At 71.6% G+C, this 18,389-nt stretch carries 14 protein-coding genes and 1 pseudogene; 4 read left to right on the forward strand and 11 right to left on the reverse strand.

Going from position 1 to position 18,389, the window contains the following annotated elements:
• Positions 1-29 precede the first annotated feature (29 nt).
• Positions 30-1,652, forward strand: coding sequence for a tannase/feruloyl esterase family alpha/beta hydrolase (locus FHS29_RS33905; RefSeq protein WP_184698379.1), 1,623 nt, complete (start codon positions 30-32; stop codon positions 1,650-1,652).
• A gap of 14 nt (positions 1,653-1,666) precedes the next feature.
• Here the strand turns inward: FHS29_RS33905 and FHS29_RS33910 are convergent.
• The 6 genes and pseudogenes from FHS29_RS33910 to FHS29_RS33935 all read right to left on the reverse strand — a co-directional run.
• Positions 1,667-1,786, reverse strand: a pseudogene (locus FHS29_RS33910) (DNA glycosylase AlkZ-like family protein); the annotation flags it as partial.
• 59 nt (positions 1,787-1,845) lie between these two features.
• A complete protein-coding gene (locus tag FHS29_RS33915) occupies positions 1,846-2,310 on the reverse strand; it encodes a flavin reductase family protein (RefSeq protein ID WP_184698381.1) in 465 nt (154 codons plus the stop codon).
• The gene (locus tag FHS29_RS33920) at positions 2,307-2,852 is read right to left on the reverse strand and encodes an NADPH-dependent FMN reductase (protein ID WP_184698383.1); all 546 of its coding nucleotides are present in this window, start codon (positions 2,850-2,852) and stop codon (positions 2,307-2,309) included. Before FHS29_RS33920 ends, FHS29_RS33915 begins: the two co-directional genes overlap by 4 nt.
• Before the next feature lie 110 nt (positions 2,853-2,962).
• Positions 2,963-3,730 (reverse strand): ESX secretion-associated protein EspG, encoded by a 768-nt coding sequence (locus FHS29_RS33925; protein WP_184698385.1) that lies wholly within the window; start codon positions 3,728-3,730, stop codon positions 2,963-2,965.
• Complete coding sequence (locus tag FHS29_RS37930) at positions 3,727-5,244, reverse strand: PPE domain-containing protein (RefSeq protein ID WP_184698387.1); 1,518 nt, start codon at positions 5,242-5,244, stop codon at positions 3,727-3,729. Before FHS29_RS37930 ends, FHS29_RS33925 begins: the two co-directional genes overlap by 4 nt.
• 1 nt (position 5,245) lies before the next feature.
• Positions 5,246-5,686 (reverse strand): hypothetical protein, encoded by a 441-nt coding sequence (locus tag FHS29_RS33935; protein ID WP_184698389.1) that lies wholly within the window; start codon positions 5,684-5,686, stop codon positions 5,246-5,248.
• A 364-nt stretch (positions 5,687-6,050) separates the two neighbouring features.
• Between FHS29_RS33935 and FHS29_RS33940 the strand changes: the two genes are divergently transcribed.
• Entirely contained in the window at positions 6,051-8,765 is a 2,715-nt protein-coding gene (locus FHS29_RS33940) for an AfsR/SARP family transcriptional regulator (protein WP_312865221.1), read from the forward strand.
• On the opposite strand, the gene FHS29_RS33945 is transcribed toward FHS29_RS33940, so the two are convergent.
• A complete protein-coding gene (locus FHS29_RS33945; RefSeq protein ID WP_184698393.1) occupies positions 8,762-10,417 on the reverse strand; it encodes an FAD-binding dehydrogenase in 1,656 nt (551 codons plus the stop codon). The genes FHS29_RS33940 and FHS29_RS33945 overlap by 4 nt on opposite strands.
• Before the next feature lie 71 nt (positions 10,418-10,488).
• On the opposite strand from FHS29_RS33945, the gene FHS29_RS33950 reads away from it, so the two are divergent.
• The gene (locus FHS29_RS33950; RefSeq protein WP_184698395.1) at positions 10,489-11,019 is read left to right on the forward strand and encodes a cupin domain-containing protein; all 531 of its coding nucleotides are present in this window, start codon (positions 10,489-10,491) and stop codon (positions 11,017-11,019) included.
• Positions 11,020-11,206: 187 nt separating this feature from the next.
• Here the strand turns inward: FHS29_RS33950 and FHS29_RS33955 are convergent, their stop codons facing one another.
• Positions 11,207-12,046 carry a hypothetical protein gene (locus tag FHS29_RS33955; protein ID WP_184698396.1) on the reverse strand — a complete coding sequence of 280 codons (840 nt, stop codon included), beginning with the start codon at positions 12,044-12,046 and terminating at the stop codon, positions 11,207-11,209.
• Between the two features lie 256 nt (positions 12,047-12,302).
• On the opposite strand from FHS29_RS33955, the gene FHS29_RS33960 reads away from it, so the two are divergent.
• Positions 12,303-15,545 carry a S8 family serine peptidase gene (locus FHS29_RS33960; protein WP_184698398.1) on the forward strand — a complete coding sequence of 1,081 codons (3,243 nt, stop codon included), beginning with the start codon at positions 12,303-12,305 and terminating at the stop codon, positions 15,543-15,545.
• 192 nt (positions 15,546-15,737) lie between these two features.
• Here the strand turns inward: FHS29_RS33960 and FHS29_RS33965 are convergent, their stop codons facing one another.
• The 3 genes from FHS29_RS33965 to FHS29_RS33975 form a co-directional block, all read right to left on the reverse strand.
• Positions 15,738-16,163, reverse strand: coding sequence for a hypothetical protein (locus tag FHS29_RS33965; RefSeq protein ID WP_184698400.1), 426 nt, complete (start codon positions 16,161-16,163; stop codon positions 15,738-15,740).
• A 59-nt stretch (positions 16,164-16,222) separates the two neighbouring features.
• Positions 16,223-17,455: a mechanosensitive ion channel family protein gene (locus FHS29_RS33970; RefSeq protein WP_184698402.1), complete on the reverse strand. Its 1,233-nt coding sequence runs from the start codon at positions 17,453-17,455 to the stop codon at positions 16,223-16,225.
• 125 nt (positions 17,456-17,580) lie between these two features.
• Positions 17,581-18,198, reverse strand: coding sequence for a TetR/AcrR family transcriptional regulator (locus tag FHS29_RS33975; RefSeq protein ID WP_184698404.1), 618 nt, complete (start codon positions 18,196-18,198; stop codon positions 17,581-17,583).
• Positions 18,199-18,389: the final 191 nt, after the last annotated feature.

The following is an 18,389-nucleotide window of genomic DNA, read 5'->3' on the forward strand; positions in this document are numbered from 1 at the left end:
CCCTCTCGACTACGGCGCTCGTAATTCCCGTGGCCGCCTTCGGGAGCTTCGGCAGCGAAGTGGATCCAGCCACCGGGAGAAAGTGCTCCGACCTGGCCGGCGTCAAGATCGCAGTCCGCGACATCGGCCTTCCCACCGGTGGTGCCACCGTCTCCTCGGCAGTCCCCGTCAGTGCCGGTGGCACCGGCGACCAAACCTACGGCAGCCATTGTCTGGTTTCCGGCGAAATCAGACCGGTTGACCCGGCCGCCCCGAATATCAAGTTCCAGCTCGCACTCCCGGAAAAATGGAACGGCAAGGCCGCGATGCTGGGTGGCGCCGGCCTGAACGGGTTCATCCCGCCACTGACGAATGCGTCGAACCTGTGGGGCTCCCAGAAGAAGCCGCTACCGCTCAGCAAGGGCTACGCGGTGTTCTCGAGCGACTCCGGACACCAGAACAAGGCGGGCGAACACCCTGCCGCTTTCGGTGCCAACCAGGAGGCTCTCAAGAACTACGCCGGCGATGCCCTGAAGAAGACCCGCGACGTCGCGGTGAAGTTGATCAACTCCCACTACGGTCGCGCGCCTGGTAGGTCGTACTTCATCGGCTACTCGAAGGGCGGTGGCGAGGCACTGGCTGTGACACAGCGCTGGCCGGCGGATTGGGACGGCGTGGTCGCCGGCGCGCCGGGGTGGAACGTCACCGCGGTAGCGCTCGACATGCTCAAAGCCGCCCAGGCCGTGGCCGTGCCAGGAGCCTGGCTGAACGAAGCAAAGCGCCACACCCTCTACACCGCGGTGTTGGAAGCGTGTGATGCGCTCGACGGCGTAGAGGACGGCGTGATCAGTAACGTCCGCGTCTGCGAGGCCCGGTTCGACCCTGCCGCCCTGCGGTGCCCGCTGGGCGAGGACACGAGCAACGCCTGCCTGTCCGACGTTCAGCTCGCCACCCTGAAGAAGATCCACGATCCCCGGTCCTTGTCCTACGTGATCGGCACGGGCGGGTCGACCATCCCCGGTTACCCGGTCTACCTCGCCGACCACGGCGGAGGAGTGCCCGGCACCGTGCACAAGGAACTGCTGACCCAGGTCGGCGTGTACGGCTCGACGCCGCCTGCTTTTCCGCCGACGCCGCAGATGCCCTTGGGCGTGTCGCTGGCCGATGGCGTGATACGCCACATGATCGTGGGGGATCCGGACTTCAACACACTCACGATGGACATAACGAGTGGAGGTGGAATGGCCTCGCGCATCGAAGCCCACTCGGCGCTCTTCTCCAACACCACCGATCTGTCACGCTTCATGAACCGTGGGGGCAAGCTTCTCCTCTGGACGGGCAGTGCCGAGCCGGCAGCCAGGACGAGTACGCACTACTACTCGCGCATGCAGGCGGCGATGGGTCCCGCGCAAGTGGATTCATTCGTCCGATTTTACGAGATTCCCGGGGCCCAGCACGGCCCCTCGTCGGCTTTTCAGCCGGAGTGGGACCAGTTGGCGACGATCGAGAACTGGGTCGAGAAAGGCACCGATCCGGCGAACACCATCGTCGCAATCGATGACGCCGGCGTTCCCGGCCGCACCAGGCCGCTGTGCATGTTCCCCGATTGGCCGAAGTACAACGGATCCGGCGATGTCAATGACGCAAAGTCCTTCACCTGCGCTTCGCGGTGACAGAGTACTGCGTTGTCGTGGCGGGCGCGCCACGCCCCGGCGTCCCGGGCGGTGACCAGGTGGACGGTGCGGCGCACGAGATGGGTCCGTACGACACGCCGCCCGGTCAGCAAATCGTCCAGTGCCACTGGGTCTTAGGTGGGTGTGGGCTGGCGCGTTGGCCGGGTGGGGGCGCCTTCGGTGGCCTTGTCGGTCAGGCTACGGAGGTGTAGCGGCCCTGGAAGCGGACCAAGGGTGGGGTGCCTGCGTTGTGCTGGATTTCCAGGGGTTCGCCGACCAGGGCCACGTGGTCGCCTACGGAGATCCGGCGGGCGGTTCGGCAGCGGAGTCTGACGGGGGCGTCCAGCAGGTGCGGTACACCGTCCACATCGGACTGCCAGTTGGTGTCGGGGCCGAAGCGGTCGGAGCCGGTTTTGGCGAAGAGGTCCGAGAGGGCTGTCTGGCCGGCGTGCAGCAGGTGCACGGCGAACAGCGGGGCCGTGCGCAGGACCGGCCAGGCTGAAGCGCCCTCGCCGATCCACACGACGATCAGGGGTGGGCGGAGGCTGGCCGACGTGAACGAGCTGACCGTGACGCCCACGGGACCGTCCGGGCCGGTGGCGGTGACGATGCCCACTGCCTGGGGGAAGTCGCGCAGTGCGGTACGCAGGTCTGTCATCGGAGTGCTCCCACGGGCTCGGTGAACCAGCCTGCTTCGGACAGTCGGGCGGCCAGGGCGTCGGTCAGGGCGGGGCGGTCGTCCAACAGCGCCTCGTTGAGGAAGAGGCCACGGCCCGGGGTGGACGCGCCGAGTTCGGCGAGGAGGGGTTTGAGGTGCAGCTCCACGGCCAGGGCGTGTTTGTCGGCCGCCGCCACGAGCAGCGGGACGGCGGTCTTGCCGCGCAGCCAGTTCGCCGGCGACTGGTCGAGGATCGCCTTGAGCAGGCCGGTGTAGGTGGCCTTGTAGGTCGGTGATGCCACCACCAGGACGTCAACCGCGGCCAGGGACTCCAGGGCTTCCCGGACGGCGGTCGAACCCGGCGCGAAGACCTCCGGGGCCAGGGTTGCCGCGTCCACGAGTGGCCCGTGCGGGGAGACGTCCCGGCCCTGGGCGGCCAGCGCGTGGCGGACCGCCTCGCCCAGCGCCTGTGCCGCGATCAGCGTTCGGGAGCCCGGCCGGGGATTCCCGACCAGGGTGCCGACGACGAGTGGCTGGCTCATGCGTTCGAGCATTCCAACGTCGTCGGCACCGCTCAAGGTCGTCCACCGTGCGGGATCGCTGCCGCGGCGGTGGTATCGGGCCCACCGCTGCGGGCGGTTCGTCGTGCGGGTCAGGCGACGGTGGACAGGACGGAGGCGATCCTGGTGGCGATGCGGTCGTTGTCGGTCGGGGCGAGGCTGAGCCAGCCGTTCTCGTGGACCATCAGGTAGCGGCCCTGGTGGGTGTCGAACCACGTGATGAGCACGCCGGCCCTGGTGCTGCGGTAGCCGCCACCCACGCTGACCCCGAACTGGCCGCCGGCTACCCGCGAGGAGGCCAGTTCGCCGACCACCGTGGCGTCTTCGCGGGACAGGCCGGCTTTTCGCAGTGCCTCGCGCTCGTCCAGGTCACCGCTGCCCCACGGGTCGTCGTCCTCGTCGTCGCCGTGCTGTTCCTGTTGCAGGGCAACGGCCGCGTTGAGGGTCTCCAGGCGCAGGGACAGGGCGGTGCCGGGACCGGCGGACCCATCGGGCAGTACTTCGACGATGGACCTGGCGAGGGCGGTGGGGCGGATCTCCAGCAGTCCCACCTTGCCGCTGTCGATGACCGCCAGGACGGCCCGGCGGCCGTCCGAGGCTGCCACGGCCCGCACGGGTCGGTCCAGGTGCGCCACCGCGTCCACGGACAGCCGGTGGTCGGCCAGCAGGCGCAGCAGGTCGACCAGGCGGGGGTCGGGGTCGCCGTAGTCGGCCAGGACCTCGGCCCGCAGGCGGGCGCGTTCCTCCCCGGTGGTGCCCAGGGTGGGCACGTCCAGCGGGTACGGAAGGCGGCCGAGGCCCAAGTCGTGCCACAGCACGTCAAGTTCCCTCGGGGTGAGCAGGAACTCGGGCTCGATCACTGCTCGCCCCTCGTCTTCGGCTTCGTGCCGCCGATCACGGACGGGGGAAGGTTCCCGCCGGGGACCTCGAAGATGTCCTCGCCCCGGATGTAGGCCGCCGAGCGGTGTTCCTTGTCCTCGTCGCCTTGACCGCCGTGGCCGCCGCCCATCGGGGCGCCGCCCATGGGGGCTCCCGCCGCGCCCGCGCCCGGGATGGACGGGGTGAAGCCGGGCATGGGGCCTCGGGCGCCGGGGGCACCGGGGCCGGTGACGCCGGATGCGCCGCCCGCGGCCGGCTGGCTGCCGGAACCGGTGGGGCCGAAGCCGCCGCCTCCTCCGCCACCGAAGCCGCCGCCTCCGCCTCCGCCGAAGCCGCCGCCGGGGAAGCCACCACCGCCGCCGGGCAAGCGGTTCGCGCCGCTGCCCGGAGTGCCGGGTGCATTCAGGCCGGGGACGGGTGGTGTGCCGGGGGAGCCTGCGGGGATGTAGGGCGGGAGTTTGCCGGGGCCGTAACCGCTCTGGGGCTTGGGCGCGACGGTGCCCGGAGGGGCGGGCTTGTAGGGCGGGGGCTGCTGTTTGCCGGAGCCGCCGCCCGGCGGCAGGTAGCCCGGCGGGAGGTAGCCGCTGCCGGGCGGGGTGTAGCCGCTGCCCGGCGGGGGCGTGTAGGAGGGCGGGGTGTACTTGTTCGCGACCGGGACCTGGGCCGCTGCCGCTGCGGCGGTCGTGCCCTCGGGGCGGTGGGCGGCGGGGATCACGGGGGTTCCGCTGCCGGATCCGTGGCCCCCGCCGCCGCTGCCGGGTGGGGTGTAGGCGGGAGTGGCCGGGGTGGCGGCGGTCTGGGCCTGGTGGCCGGACGTCACGGTGGTGCCGCCCGCGCCGCTGGGGACGGACGCCTGCTGGGCGTCGCCCAGGGTCGGCGCGCCTGCCGCGGCCGACATCATCGGCTGGAGTTCTTCGGCGCGGCCGGTCACCGGGTTGAACGGTGGGGTGAACCGCGGGGTGGTGCCGTCGACGGTGCGGGACTCGTTCTCCATCGTCGTCATCACGGCCACCGCCTGCTCGTGCGCGGCACGGGCCTGGTCGTTGGCCGCCTGCACGTCGGCCGCCGAACCGGCGAAGCCCTGGAGACCACCCGAGGTGAACGTGTCGGTGGCCTGGTCCCAGTCGAACTCGACCGGCTCGGGCATGCTCGCGCGGGCGTTCTCCATGATCTGGCTCTGGTCGGCGACGCGCTTGCCCACCTCGACGGCGGTGGCGGCGGTGTCGGTGACCCAGTCGGCCAGCAGCTTGATCGCGGTGCGGGCGCCGTCGGCGGCCTCGCCGGTCCAGCCGGTCTCGGTGGCGGCCACGCGTTCGCTGATCACCCGGGCCGACTCGGTCAGCTCGGTGCCGAACTGGCCCCACTCCGCGCCGATCTCGCCGGTCTGGCCGGGGTCGTTGTTGTCGTGGACCGCGTCGTAGAGCTCGCGGTGGGAACGGGACGCCCAGTTCTGGGTGTCCGTCAGGACCAGGTCGATCTCCAACCGGTCGGCCATCTCACTCGCCCCTCAGGCGCTTGAGCGCGGCGCCGTGTTCCTCGTCGACGGACCGGAAGTTGCGGATCGCGCTCTGCACCGAGTCGTGCGTCTGCTGGAGGACCTCGCGGTACGCGGTCATCACCGACACGAACGACATCGGCTCGCCCTCGGCGCGGGACTCGAACTTGGCGGCCATCCGGTCGCCGACGGGGTTCGCCCCCAGCGGAGCGGGTCGGGCCAGCCTGCCCGCGCGTTCCAGCCACGAGTCGACCTGGTCGATCTGTTCGAGCAGCATCTTGCGCAGTTCGTCGCCGGTCGCGGGGTCGAGCGTGACCCGGCCGGAGTTCACCGTCTCCCGCAACGCGAGGGCCTGACCGCCGACCGTCCGGGTCTGAGCGGCGACCCGCGCGGTTTGCCGAGGCGCGGCCTCTTGTTCATTCCCTGCTTCGGCGATGTACATCGGATTCCCTCGCGAAGGCAGCCTGCTGGACGAAAACCAGCGTCACCCTGACCACCAACGCCCGCCCAACGCCCCGCCAACGCCCCCACACACCCACCCGCCCCATACTTTCCCCGCCCAGCCCCCCACCTCACAGTCCAATGACCCACGTCCTCCCCTTCGTTCCTCCCGCTCCCCCTGTCCTCCCCTCTGTCCCCCCGCCCCCTGTCCTCCCCTCCACCTCTTCCCCAACCGACCCACCGCGAGGCCGCGACTTCCAGGCGGCCGAGCCCGCGGCGGCGAAGCCGACGCCATCCAACACAGCAGAGGTCTCTAGATGCGGGTGAACCTGCTCGGTCCGGTTGAGCTTGTTTCCGCTGACGGGGTGGCTGTCCGACTGGGTGCGGCGAAGCGCCGGGCGGTTCTCGCGGCGCTCGCGCTGGAGCTGAACCGGGTGGTGTCCGGCGACCGGTTGCTGTCGCTGGTGTGGGACGGCTCACCGCCGCCGCAGGCGAAAGCCGCCCTCCAGGGGCATATCGCCCAGTTGCGCAAGGTGCTGGCCGGAGGTGTCGCGCTGATCACCCGTGCGCCCGGCTACGTGCTGACCGGTGAACGGGGCGCGGTCGACGTGTTCCGGTTCGAGGACCTGGTCGCGGGTGCGCGGGAGGCCGCCGACGAGGCCGCTGTCGGGATGCTGACCAGCGCCTTGGCGCTGTGGCGCGGCCCGGTGCTGGCGGACGTGCCGGGTACGGAGGTCCGGGAGGTGGTCTCCGCGCGGCTGGAGGAGCTGCGGTTGGTCGCCGTGCAGGAGCTGGCGACCCGGCTGTTCCGGCTGGACCGGGCGGCCGACGCGGTGTCCGGGCTGCGGGACGCGGTGGCCGCGCACCCGTTGCGGGAAACGTTGGTGGCGCGGCTGGTGCTGGCGCTGCACTGGACGGGACGGCAGGCCGAGGCGCTGGAGCTGTTCCACCGCACGCGGGAGCGGTTGGTCGACGAACTGGGCGTGGACCCCGGTCCGGAGCTGCGCGACGCCTACCAGACCGTGCTGGCGGGCGACACCGCGCCGAAGCCGGTGGAACGGGGGCCGGTGCCCGCGCAGCTGCCCCGCGAGCACCGGGGGTTCGTCGGGCGTGAGCCGGAGCTGTCGGACCTGACCGAGAGCCTGCGCGGGGACTCGGCGACGGGGCTGCTGGTCGGGCCGGCCGGGGTGGGGAAGACGGCGCTGGCGCTGCACTGGGCGCACCGGGTGGCGGCGCAGTTCCCGGACGGCCAGCTGTTCGTGAACCTGCGGGGCTTCGACGAGACCGAGCCGCTGGACCCGCGCACCGCGCTGGTCGGGTTCCTGCGGGCGCTGGGGGCGACCGACTCGCGGATCGCCGCGGACCTGGAGACGCAGGCCGCGCAGTACCGTTCGGTGCTGGCCGGTCGACGGGTGCTGGTGTTCCTGGACAACGCGCGTTCCGCCGAGCAGGTCCGGCCGCTGCTGCCGGGTTCCGCCGGGTGCCTGGTGCTGGTCACCAGCCGGCACCGGCTGGACGACCTGGTGGTCACCGAGGGCGCGTCCGCGCTGCACGTGCAGAGGCTGCCGGAGGAGGGCGCGGAGAGCCTGCTCGCGGCGGTGCTGGGGCGGCACCGGATCGAGCAGGAGCCGGACGCCGTCGCCGAGTTGGTGGAGCTGTGCGACCGGCTGCCGCTGGCGTTGCGGATCGCGGGCGCCCGGCTGGCGTCCCGGCCGCGCTGGACGATCCAGTCGCTGGTGGACGAGCTGCGCGACGAGCGGCACCGGCTGTCGGCGTTGGAGCTGCCCGAGGCGGGGCGCGGGGTGCACGCGGCGCTCGCGGTGAGCTACCGGGAGCTGCCGGAGGGCGCCGCGCGGCTGCTGCGGCGACTCGGCCTGCACCCCGGCACCGACCTGGACAGCTACACCGCCGCCGCGCTGCTGGACATCAACGTGGCGAGCGCGCGCACCCACCTGCGGACCCTGGCGTACGCGAGCCTGCTGCACGAGTCGACGCCGGACCGGTACACCCGGCACGACCTGGTGCGGCTGTTCACCCACCACCTGGCGGCCGGGGAGTCCGAAGTGGACACCGTGCTGGCGACCGACCGCCTGCTCGACTACTACCTGTGGGTCGCCGACGCGGCGCGGGCGCACCTGTCGGACCACGTGCGGCCGTTCGACCCGCCCGAGCACCGGCCCGCGACCTTCCCGGAGCTGCCCTCGCACGCCGCCGCGCTGGACTGGCTGACCCTGGAGGAGGCGAACCTGCGGCTGGCGCTGGACATCGCGCTCAACAGCGGCCGGCGGGAACGGACCTGGCAGCTGGCGCTGTGCCTGGACGCGTTCCACTTCCGGCGCGGCAACCGGCTCGACCGGCTCGCGTTGTGCCGCATCGGCCTGGTGGCCGCGCGCGAGCTGGGCGACGAGCACGTCGAGGCGACCTTCCTGCTGCGGCTGGGTTCCACGCTGGCCGACCTCGGTCGGCTCGACGAGGCGATCGGGGCGTGCACGCGGGCGGGCGAGTTGGCGGGCGGCGACCGGCACCTGGAGCTGGCGGCGCTGGCGAACCTGGGCTACTGCCTGATGGCCGACGACCAGCTGGACCGGGCGCAGGCGACGATCCTGGAGGCGCTGGAGGTGGCCCGCGAGGTCGGCGACGCGCGTTCGCAGGCCGGCGTGCAGAACAACCTGGCGAACGTGTTGCTGCGCAAGCACTTGCCGGAGGACGCGTTGAGGCACGCCTCGGAGGCCCTGGGGCTGTTCACGTCCGTCGCGCCGTCGAAGGCGCACACCGCGACCCTGCACACCGTCGGCACGGCTTCGCAGCAGCTGGGACGGCTGGAGGACGCGCTGGAGTCGTACCGGGCGGGGCTGGCGCTGGCCGAACGGCTGGGCGACCGGTACCAGGAAGCCCTGTGCCGCCGGGCGATCGGGGACGTGCTGGAGCAGTCCGAGGGCGTGGAGGCGGCCGTGCCGCACTGGCTGGCCGCGCTCCACCTCTACCGCGACCTGCGCTTGGCGGACGCGGACGAACTGGCCCGCAAGCTCGACCCGCACGTCCTGGCCGGCCCGGACGTGTCGGTCGGCGCGACCCGCTAGCCGACCGCCTGGGCGGCGGCGCGTCCGGCGACCCGGCCGGAGAACAGGCAGCCGCCGAGGAAAGTCCCTTCCAGCGCACGGTATCCGTGCACGCCACCGCCGCCGAACCCGGCCGCCTCGCCCGCCGCGTACACGCCGTCGAGCACCGAGCCGTCCTCCTTCAGCACCCGTCCGGACAGGTCGGTGTGCAGGCCCCCCAACGTCTTGCGGGTCAGCACGGACAGCCGGACGGCGATCAACGGCCCCGCCTTGGGGTCCAGCAGCGGGTGCGGCTCGACCACCCGGATCAGCTTGTCGGTCAGGAACCGCCGCGCCTCGCGCATGGCGTTGACCTGCATGTCCTTGCCCAGCCCGGAGATCACCTGCCGGTCGCGCTCGACGATCAGCCGTTCCAGCGCGCCGGCGTCGACGAGGTCGTTGCCGGCCAGCTCGTTCATGCCGGCGGCCAGTTCGGGGACGCCGCGGGCGATGATGAACTCCTCCGACCGCTTGGCGAACTCCTCCACGGGTGCGACCGCGCCGGGCAGGGCGCGCTTGAGCACCTGCCGGACGTCCCGGCCGGTCAGGTCGGGGTTCTGCTCGGAGCCGGAGAGGGCGAACTCCTTGCCGATGATCCGCTGGTTGAGCACGAACCACGAGTAGCCGTGGCCGGTCTTCACGATGTGCTCCAGGGCGCCGAGCGCGTCGAAGCCGGGGAACAGCGGGATCGGCAGCCGGCGGCCGGTGGCGTCCAGCCAGAGCGACGACGGGCCGGGCAGGATGCGGATGCCGTGCCGGCTCCAGATCGGGGAGTGGTTGGCGATCCCCTCGGGGTAGTGCCACATGCGGTCTTCGTTGATGATCCCGCCGCCCGCGCCCTGGACGACCTGGAGCATCCCGCCGTCCACGTGGTCGGGGACGCCGGAGAGCATGTGCTCGGGCGGGGTGCCCATCCGCGCGGGCCAGTTGCGGCGCACCATCTCGTGGTTGCCGCCGATGCCGCCGGAGGTGACGATGACGGCTTGGGCGCGCAGTTCGAAGTCGTCGACCTTGGTGCGGGAACTCGGTTCACCGCGCCGGACGCCGCTGGGCTCCAGGACCTCGCCGCGCACGCCGTCGACCTTGCCGCCGGTCGTGGTCAGGCCGGTGACCCGGTGCCGGAACCGCAGCTGCACCAGGCCGGCCGCCACGGCGGCGCGCACCCGGCGTTCGAACGGCTCGACCAGGCCGGGACCGGTGCCCCAGGTGACGTGGAAGCGCGGCACGGAGTTGCCGTGGCCGTTCGCGAGGTACCCGCCGCGCTCGGCCCACTGCACGAACGGGAACCAGCGCACACCCATGGCGTGCAGCCAGCTCCGCTTCTCGCCGGCGGCGAAGTGCACGTACGCCTCGGCCCACCGGCGCGGCCAGTGGTCGCTGTCCCGGTCGAACGCGGCCGAGCCGAGCCAGTCCTGGAGCGCCAGGTCGGCGTTGTCCCTGACCTTCAGCCGGCGCTGCTCGGGGGTGTCGACCAGGAACAGGCCGCCGAACGACCAGAACGCCTGACCGCCCAGCCCGGCCTCCGGCTCCTGGTCGAGCAGGATGACCTTGCGACCCGCGTCGGCGAGTTCGGCGGTGGCGACGAGCCCGGCCAGACCCCCGCCGACGACGATGACATCCGCGTCCTGTGCCATCGGGCGAGTCTAGATCGCCGTCCTGGTCGCGGGCAGGAATTGAAGAAACTTCACTTTAGGGGGTCCGGGGGATGAGCTACACCGCCTACAACGGCTCGACGGGCGAGGTCAGCGCGGTCTGGCGGCCGGTCGCGGACGTGCCGACCGTCGACCGGCCGCTCACGCAGGCCCGGCTGGTGGCGCCCGGCGACGTGACCCGGGGCCAGTACGGGATGTTCGAGTGGAACATGGCCCCGCGGGCGGGCGGTCCGGGCGCGCACTTCCACAAGACGTTCTCCGAGTCGTTCTACGTGATCTCCGGAACCGTCCGGCTGTTCGACGGCGACGGCTGGGTGAACGCGTCCGCCGGTGATTTCCTGTACGTGCCGGAGGGCGGAATCCACGCTTTCCGCAACGACTCCGACGACCCGGCCTCGATGTTGATCCTGTTCGCGCCCGGCGCGCCCCGCGAGGAGTTCTTCCGGGAACTCGCGGAGATCGGGGAAACGGGCCGGCAGTTGTCCGCCGAGGAGTGGACCGAGCTGTACGCGCGCCACGACCAGCACATGGTCCGACCGGGGCGCGCGCACGACCCTTCGAGTGGGCCGCCGGCCGTTCGGTGAGGGGGGTCCGTCCGGCCGACGGCGGCCGACCTGCCGCGGGCGCCCAGCGACGTCTCGGGGAGAGGGCCTGCCTTGCGCCCAGGGGGGAGTGAGCGCTTGGTGGTCCTGACGTCCGGGCGGCGTCCACGAGCCGACCAGCAGTAGAACGAGCGGCATACCACAGGTGTTCCCGGCGTGTCCAGGGTCACTACACAGAGTCGCCGCGCAGCTCGGTCATCCGGGATTCCGCCCCGGCGAGCTTGGTCCGCGCGGTGTCCGCCCGGCGCTTGGCCCGTTCGACCCGGGTCGCCGCCTCCTGCTCGGCCTGCTGCGCCCGCCGCAGCTCGGCCCGCAGCGTGGCCGAGTGGTCCTCCCGCTCGACCAGGGTCGCCTCGGCCTCGGTCACCGCCGTGTCGGCCGCCTTCACCTCGGCCCGCGCCGCGGTGATGTCGTCCCGCGCCTGCGCCAGCTTCCGCTCCCGCCGCTGCTCGCGGCGGGGCGCGAGGTCGTCGCGGACGCGGACCGGCGTGGCGGTCTCGCTCAACGGCCCGAAACCGGACTGCTCGACCGGCCGCACCAGTCGGCCCGCGCGGATCCGGGCGGCCAGCACGGCGTCCGCCAGCGCCGAGGTCAACGTGCTGCGCACCTGCTGCACGGCGTCCGGCCCCAACGGGGTGCCGCAGTCCGCGGCCAGCTCCTCGGTCAGCCGCACCAGGGCGGCCACCACCACCCGCCGCCGAGTGCCCAGCTCGCGCAGCACGCTGCCCCGCAGCTCCTCCTGCGCGGCCCGGAGCTGCTCACCCAGCGCCACCGCCTCGGCCAGCTCCGCCGCGTGGTACCGGGCGAGCTGGTTCAGCGCCCACGCGGCCTGCGTCGGCTTGCGCAGCGCGGAGACCTCCTTCGCCAGCGCCTTGTCGCCCCGGTCCAGGGCGGCCCGCGCGTGGGCGTCCCTGGCCGCGGTGAACCGCGCCGGCGGCAGTGCGTACAGCTCGTCGGCTACCCGGTCGATCGGTGCGGCGTCCACGATGTGCACCAGTGTGCTCGCCATCGTGTTGATGTGCGATTTGTTACCGGTTCAAGACGGCGTCCAGGGGTTCACCGTTGACAGTGTTTGACATTCCGGCCGGTCGGCTCTTGACTGGAAAGGTCGCGCCGGTACCGGACCGGGGCGGCACTTGTCGCGCGTGTGCGCAATACCCCGTTCAGTCCAATGTGGACCCTCCTATTGGGCTGTTCGCATGATTGTCCGGGAGAACCCGGGGAGATGTGCTTGCGCCAATCTTTCCCCACGAAGGGTTTGCGCCGTGATCAACTCAGGAAGCCGGTGGAGACACCGCACCAGTGCGGCCTTGCTGGCCGCCGTACTGGGCACGACTGGGTTCGGCTTCGCCGCCGCTCCGGCCGTCGCACAAGAGGCGCCGAACACGCCCGCGTCCGCCGACAAGGGCCTCGACAAGCAGGACCGGGCACGCCTGGCCGAGGCCGAGAAGGCCGGCCAGGACAACGTGACGCTGCTGGTCGCCGCCGAAGAGGGCAAGCTGGACTCCGCGACCGACGACCTCGAAGCCCTCGGCGGTGTCGTCCAGTCCACCGAGCGGGACGTCGAGTACCTCAAGGTCTCCGTGCCGCGCGGCAACGCCGAGAAGGCCGCCAAGCTGGCTTCGGTGAACGCGGTGGACGTCGACGGCCTGGTGGCCCTGGACAACCCGCGCCCGGAAGGCGCGACGTCCCCGCTGCCGCAGCCGGCACCGGGGGCGAACACGCCCAAGAAGAACCCGTACATGCCGATCCAGGACACCAAAGCGGCGCAGTTCACCGACGAGCACCGCAAGTGGGACGGTCGCGGCACCACGATCGCCATCCTGGACAGCGGCATCGACCTGGACCACCCGGCGCTGGCCACCACGTCCACCGGTGAGCGCAAGATCGTCGACTGGTACAACGCGAACGCCACCAACTCCGGTGACGGCACGTGGGTGCAGGTCGCCGGCCGGTACAACGGCACGTTCACCAACGGCGGCGCGACCTACAAGGCCCCGGCGACCGGCGGCCCGTTCAGCTTCGGCCTGTTCCGCGAGACCGCGGGCGACCTGGGCCTGGCCAACAGCGAGACCGGCGGCGACATCAACCGCGACGGCGACAAGGTCGACGCGTTCGGTGTCCTCCAGGACATCACCACCAAGGAAGTCCGCGTGGACGTGGACGGTGACGGCGACTTCACCGACCAGACCGCGATGATCGACTACAAGTACAAGAAGGACGTCGGCCACTTCGGCGCCGACAACCCGGCCACCCCGGTGCTGGACACCGTGGCGTTCGTGGTGCAGACCGACCGCTCGATCTACGACAACGCGGGCACCGCGTACGTCAACATCGGCATCTCGGCCGCCGCGCACGGCACGCACGTCGCAGGCATCACCGCCGCCAACAAGCTGTTCAACGGCAAGATGACCGGCGCGGCCCCCGGCGCGAAGCTGATGGCGGTCAAGGTCTGCCTGTCGACCCCGTCCTGCACCTCGTCCGGTCTGATCGACGGTGTGCTGTACGCGGCCCGCAACGGCGCGGACGTCGTCAACATCTCCATCGGCGGCCTGCCGGCGCTCAACGACGGCAACAACGCCCGTGCGGAGCTCTACAACCGCACCATCGCCGAGTACAACATGCAGATCTTCATCTCGGCGGGCAACAGCGGCGCGGGCGCGAACACCGTCGGCGACCCGTCGGTGGCGACGGACGCGGTCAGCGTCGGCTCGTACATCACCAAGGAAACCTGGCTGTCCAACTACGGCTCGGTCACCGCGCAGCGCGAGGGTCTGCACGGTTTCTCCTCCCGCGGCCCGCGTGAGGACGGCGGCTTCAAGCCGAACATCGTCGCGCCCGGCTCGGCGATCTCCACCGTGCCGCAGTGGCAGGTGCCCGGCCCGGTCGCCGGCACGTACGACCTGCCCGCCGGCTACGCCATGTTCAACGGCACGTCGATGGCCGCCCCGCAGGCGACCGGTGCCGCCGCGCTGCTGGTGAGCGCGTTCAAGGCGGAGCACAACGGCGAGCGCCCGACCGTGCAGGAGCTGCGCAACGCCATCCAGTCCGGCGCCAAGTGGGTCTCCTCGCTCCAGGCCTACGAGCAGGGCGCGGGCCTGTTCGACGTCAAGCGGTCGTGGGAGCAGCTCAACGCCCACCCGAACACGCAGGCCGTCGGCACGTCGGTCACCGTGAACACCGCGCTGTCGCCGCTGCTGGCCACCCCGAACACCGGCGTGGGCATCCACGACCGCGAGGGCGTGACCATCGGCAAGGAGTACACGCGGACCTACACCCTGACCCGCACCACGGGTCCGGCCCGCAACCAGCAGTTCATGGTCGACTGGCAGGGCAACGACGGCACGTTCTCGTCCAAGTCCCTGGTCAGCCTGCCGCTGAACACGCCGGTGAAGTTCGACGTCAAGGTCAAGCCGACCAAGGCGGGCGCGCACTCGGCGGTGCTGAAGCTGGACAACCCGGCCACCCGCGGCATCGACGTGTTCACCCTGAACACGGTGTTCGCGGCCGAGGAGTTCACCGCGGCGAACAAGCACGCGGTGACCAAGACCGGCGCCATCCCGCGCAACCAGTCGCACAACTACTTCGTGCGGGTGCCGGCCGGCACCAGCGCGCTGAAGGTCGACCTGGCGGGCGGCGGCGACGCCGGCAAGGGCCAGGTGCGGTTCCTGCGCTACGACCCGTACGGCGTGCCGGCGGACACCACGTCGTCCACCAACTGCTACAACCCCGACGCGGGCGCGGGCTGCGCCGGCGGCTCCCCGACGAGCCGCACGGTCAGCAACCCCGTTCCGGGCGTGTGGGAGATCGTGGTCGAGGCGCGTCGCACCTCGGACGTGGACGCCGCTCCGTACACCGTGACGGCCTCCGTGCTCGGCACGTCGGTCAGCCCGGACCCCGACACCATCGCGTCCGCGCAGGCCGGTGTCGGCCAGAACCGCACGTACACGGTGAAGAACAGCCTGGCGGCGTTCAACGGCCGACTCGTCGGCGGTGCGCTGTCCAGCGCGAAGGTCGCCCGCCCGGCGATCACCGAGGGCGTGTCGCAGACCTACGACGTGACCGTCCCGGCGGGCACCACGTCGCTGCGGGCGACCATCGGCCGGCCGAGCGACATCTCCGCCGACCTGGACCTGCTCGTCTACAACTGCACCTCGGGCACCTGCGTGCTGTTCGGCCAGACCGCAGACGGCGACTCCGAGGAGTCGTTCACGGTGAACAACCCGGCTGCGGGTGCGTGGCGCGTGCAGGTCGACGGCTACGCGGTGCCTTCCGGCTCCACGGAGTACGACTACATCGACGTGTACGCGGTGGCCGGTCTGGGCACGGTTGCCGTGACCGACACCGACGCGGACCGCGTCGCCGGTGCCACGTGGACCGTTCCGGGCGTCGTGACCGCCACCGGTCAGGCCGGTGCCGGTCGGGTGCTGCGCGGTGAGCTCACCGTGCAGACCTCGGAGGGTGCTGTCGTGGGTCGCAGCGCTGTGGTCGTGCAGAACGTCGTCTGACAGATCGTCGGTCGTCTGACGGTTCTCGGATCGTTCGACGGTTCTCGGATTGCCTGACGGCGCTTAGTAGCCTGACGGTGCTTGGATTGCGTGACAGGGCCATCCCCGGTTCGCCGGGGGTGGCCCTGTTCCTTTCCTTGCCGAAGTCCGCGGTCATCCCTGAGTCGCGGGGTGTTGCGTCCTGCGGGTGTTCTACGGGGTGGGCTCGATCCGGTCGATCGGCTCGTCCACGTCCACCTGCCGCACGCCTTCGACCGCGGCCACGCGCGGGACGTCGTCCAGCGGGACGGAAGCCCGGATGTAACCGATGGAGCTGTCGGTGGCCTCCACGGTCGCGCCGAGGTCCCGCAGCGCCGACGCGGCGCGGTCCGTGGCCGCGGCTTCGGTGGAGAGCACCAGCACCACGCTGGTCGCGCCGTTCTGCCGTGCCCTGGACAGCACTTCCTTGCCGTGCGGGCTGAGCTTGGCGGGCATCGGCACCTCCGAGATCGTCGGTGGGAGGGACAGGGTCGTCGACAGCACCGGCGGCTCCGGCGTGCCGGGCGCACCGCTGCTGTCCACCCGTGCCGCGCAGCCGGTCGCCAGCACGCACAGGCACGCCACCACGAACCGCTTCATCCGCGTCCTTTCCGAACCACTCTGCCACCAGGACGGAACCAACCGGTCGGACGGTTGCGTCAACCCCGGTCGGCGCCGTCCGGGCCACGCGCGAACCCGTCGACCCGCTGCTCGCCCCCGCCCGAACCCCGGTCGGAGGCGCTGACGCGCTGGTCCGGCCCGCTGAACGCCTGCACCCGCTCCTCGCCGTCCGCGCTCTCCCCGAATACCCGGTTGTCCGACCCGGACGCCGTGATCTCGGCACCGCCCGAACCGTTCGAACCGCTCGGTCGAACCCGCGCCTTGGGCATGTCCTGCACCCGCACCTGCGGCAGCGCACCCGGATGACGCGACCGCAGCCACCCGACGAGGTGCTCGCGCGCCACGCACCGCAGGTCCCACAGCCGCCCGGCGTCGGTGGCGCTCACCAGCGCACGCACCCGCACGAAGGCCCCGACAGCGCCGGTCACCTGCACCACGCACACCCGCCCGTCCCACAGGTCGTTGGACTCCAGCGCGTGCCGCAGCTCCTGCCGCAGGTCCTCCACCGGCACCGTCCAGTCCAGGTCCAGCTCGACGGTCCCCAGCAGCGCGGACTGCGTGCGCGTCCAGTTCTCGAACGGGGTCTTCAGGAAGTACGCGGTGGGCAGGATCAACCGCCGGTCGTCCCACAGGTGCACGACCACGTAGGTCAGCGTGATGTCCTCGACCCGACCCCACTGCTCCTCCACGACCACCACGTCGTCCAACCGCAAGGCGTCGCTGAACGCGATCTGGACGCCCGCGAACACGTTGCCCAGCAATGATTGGGCCGCCAGCGCCGCGATCGCACCGATCACACCGGCGGACGCGAGCAGACTGGTGCCGGCGGCCCGTGCGCCGGGGAACGTCATCAACACCGCCGCAGCCGCCAGCACGCTGACGACCACGACGGTCACCCGCCGCACCAGCGTGATCTGCGTGTGCACCCGCCGTGCGTGCCGGTTGTCGGACACGTCGACCCGGATGCGCGCGAGCGTGGCGTCCTCCGCCACCACCAGCAACGCGGCGAGCAGCCACGCGCCGGCGAGGATCAGCGCTATCCCGACCGCGTGCAACGCGGCCGGCCGCCACTCGCCCTGGGCCGCGACGCTCAGCGAGAACTGCACCGCCACCAGCACCGCGACGACCAGCGCCGGCTTGTGCGCGTGACGGGCGAGGCCGGCGAACAACGCCGACCGCCTGCCGATCCGACGGACCACCCGGTGCACCAGCGTCACGACCACCAGTGCGACCAGCACAGACCCGGTGAACGTGAGAGCTGTGACGAGCACGGACAGGCACCTCCTCCGACTCGGGACACGTCCTCCACGCGTACCCCTGCGGGCAGTAGCCCATTCGTGTGGCGACCTTCGTCACGAATCGCGGCGCCGACCGGCGTCGTCGCGTAGCCGCGCCGCTAGCCGTTGGGCAGGAAGTGCGCGATCTTGCCGACGAACGCCACCAGGCGGTCCGGTGGGAAGCGCTCCGGGTCGGTGATGGCCAGCCGGCCGGACATCTCGGCCAGCGCGAGCATGGTGTGGCCGAGCAGCTCGGCGTCGAGCTCCGGTCCGCCCATGGCCTTGAGCCCCAGGTCCGCCAGGGCGTTGACCTGCTCGGTGACCTGCGCGCGCACCAGTTCCACCTGCCGGCGGAACTCGACCGGGGTGCCCTCGGGCGGGAGCAGCACCAGCCGCCAGCGGTCCGGGCTTTCCACGACCGCGTGCACGAACGCCCGGACACCGTCTGTGTACAGATCCTTCGGCGACCGATCGTCCAGGCCCGACGGGATCGCCTCCAGGACCTGCGCGGTCGCCCGTTCCGCCTCGCGGGCGAGCAGGCCGGAGATGACCTCGGCGCGGTTGGCGAACAGCTCGTAGACGACGGGCTTCGTCACGCCGGACCGCCGGGCCACCGCCTCCATGGTCAGCGCGTCGAAGCCGCCCTCGGCGAGCAGTGCCAGTGCGCCGTCGAGCAGTTGGTCGCGGCGCTGTGCGGGTGGCAGGCGCGGTGCGTACTTGCGACGCGTTGTGCTCACCCGGCCATATTGCTACGGTGGCGTAGCTTTCACAAAGCTACGCTGGCGTAGTAATCGGCGGAGGTCGTGGTGGCACCCGACAACCTCGTGCGCGGGTGCGCACCGTGCCGATCGTCGTCCCGGTTCTGCCGCACGGGTGAGGTGGGTGGCGACCGGATCTGCGTCTCCCGCCCGGCCGGTGGGCGGCTGGT

Origin of the sequence: Saccharothrix tamanrassetensis, from assembly GCF_014203665.1 — a bacterium.
Taxonomy (GTDB): domain Bacteria; phylum Actinomycetota; class Actinomycetes; order Mycobacteriales; family Pseudonocardiaceae; genus Actinosynnema; species Actinosynnema tamanrassetense.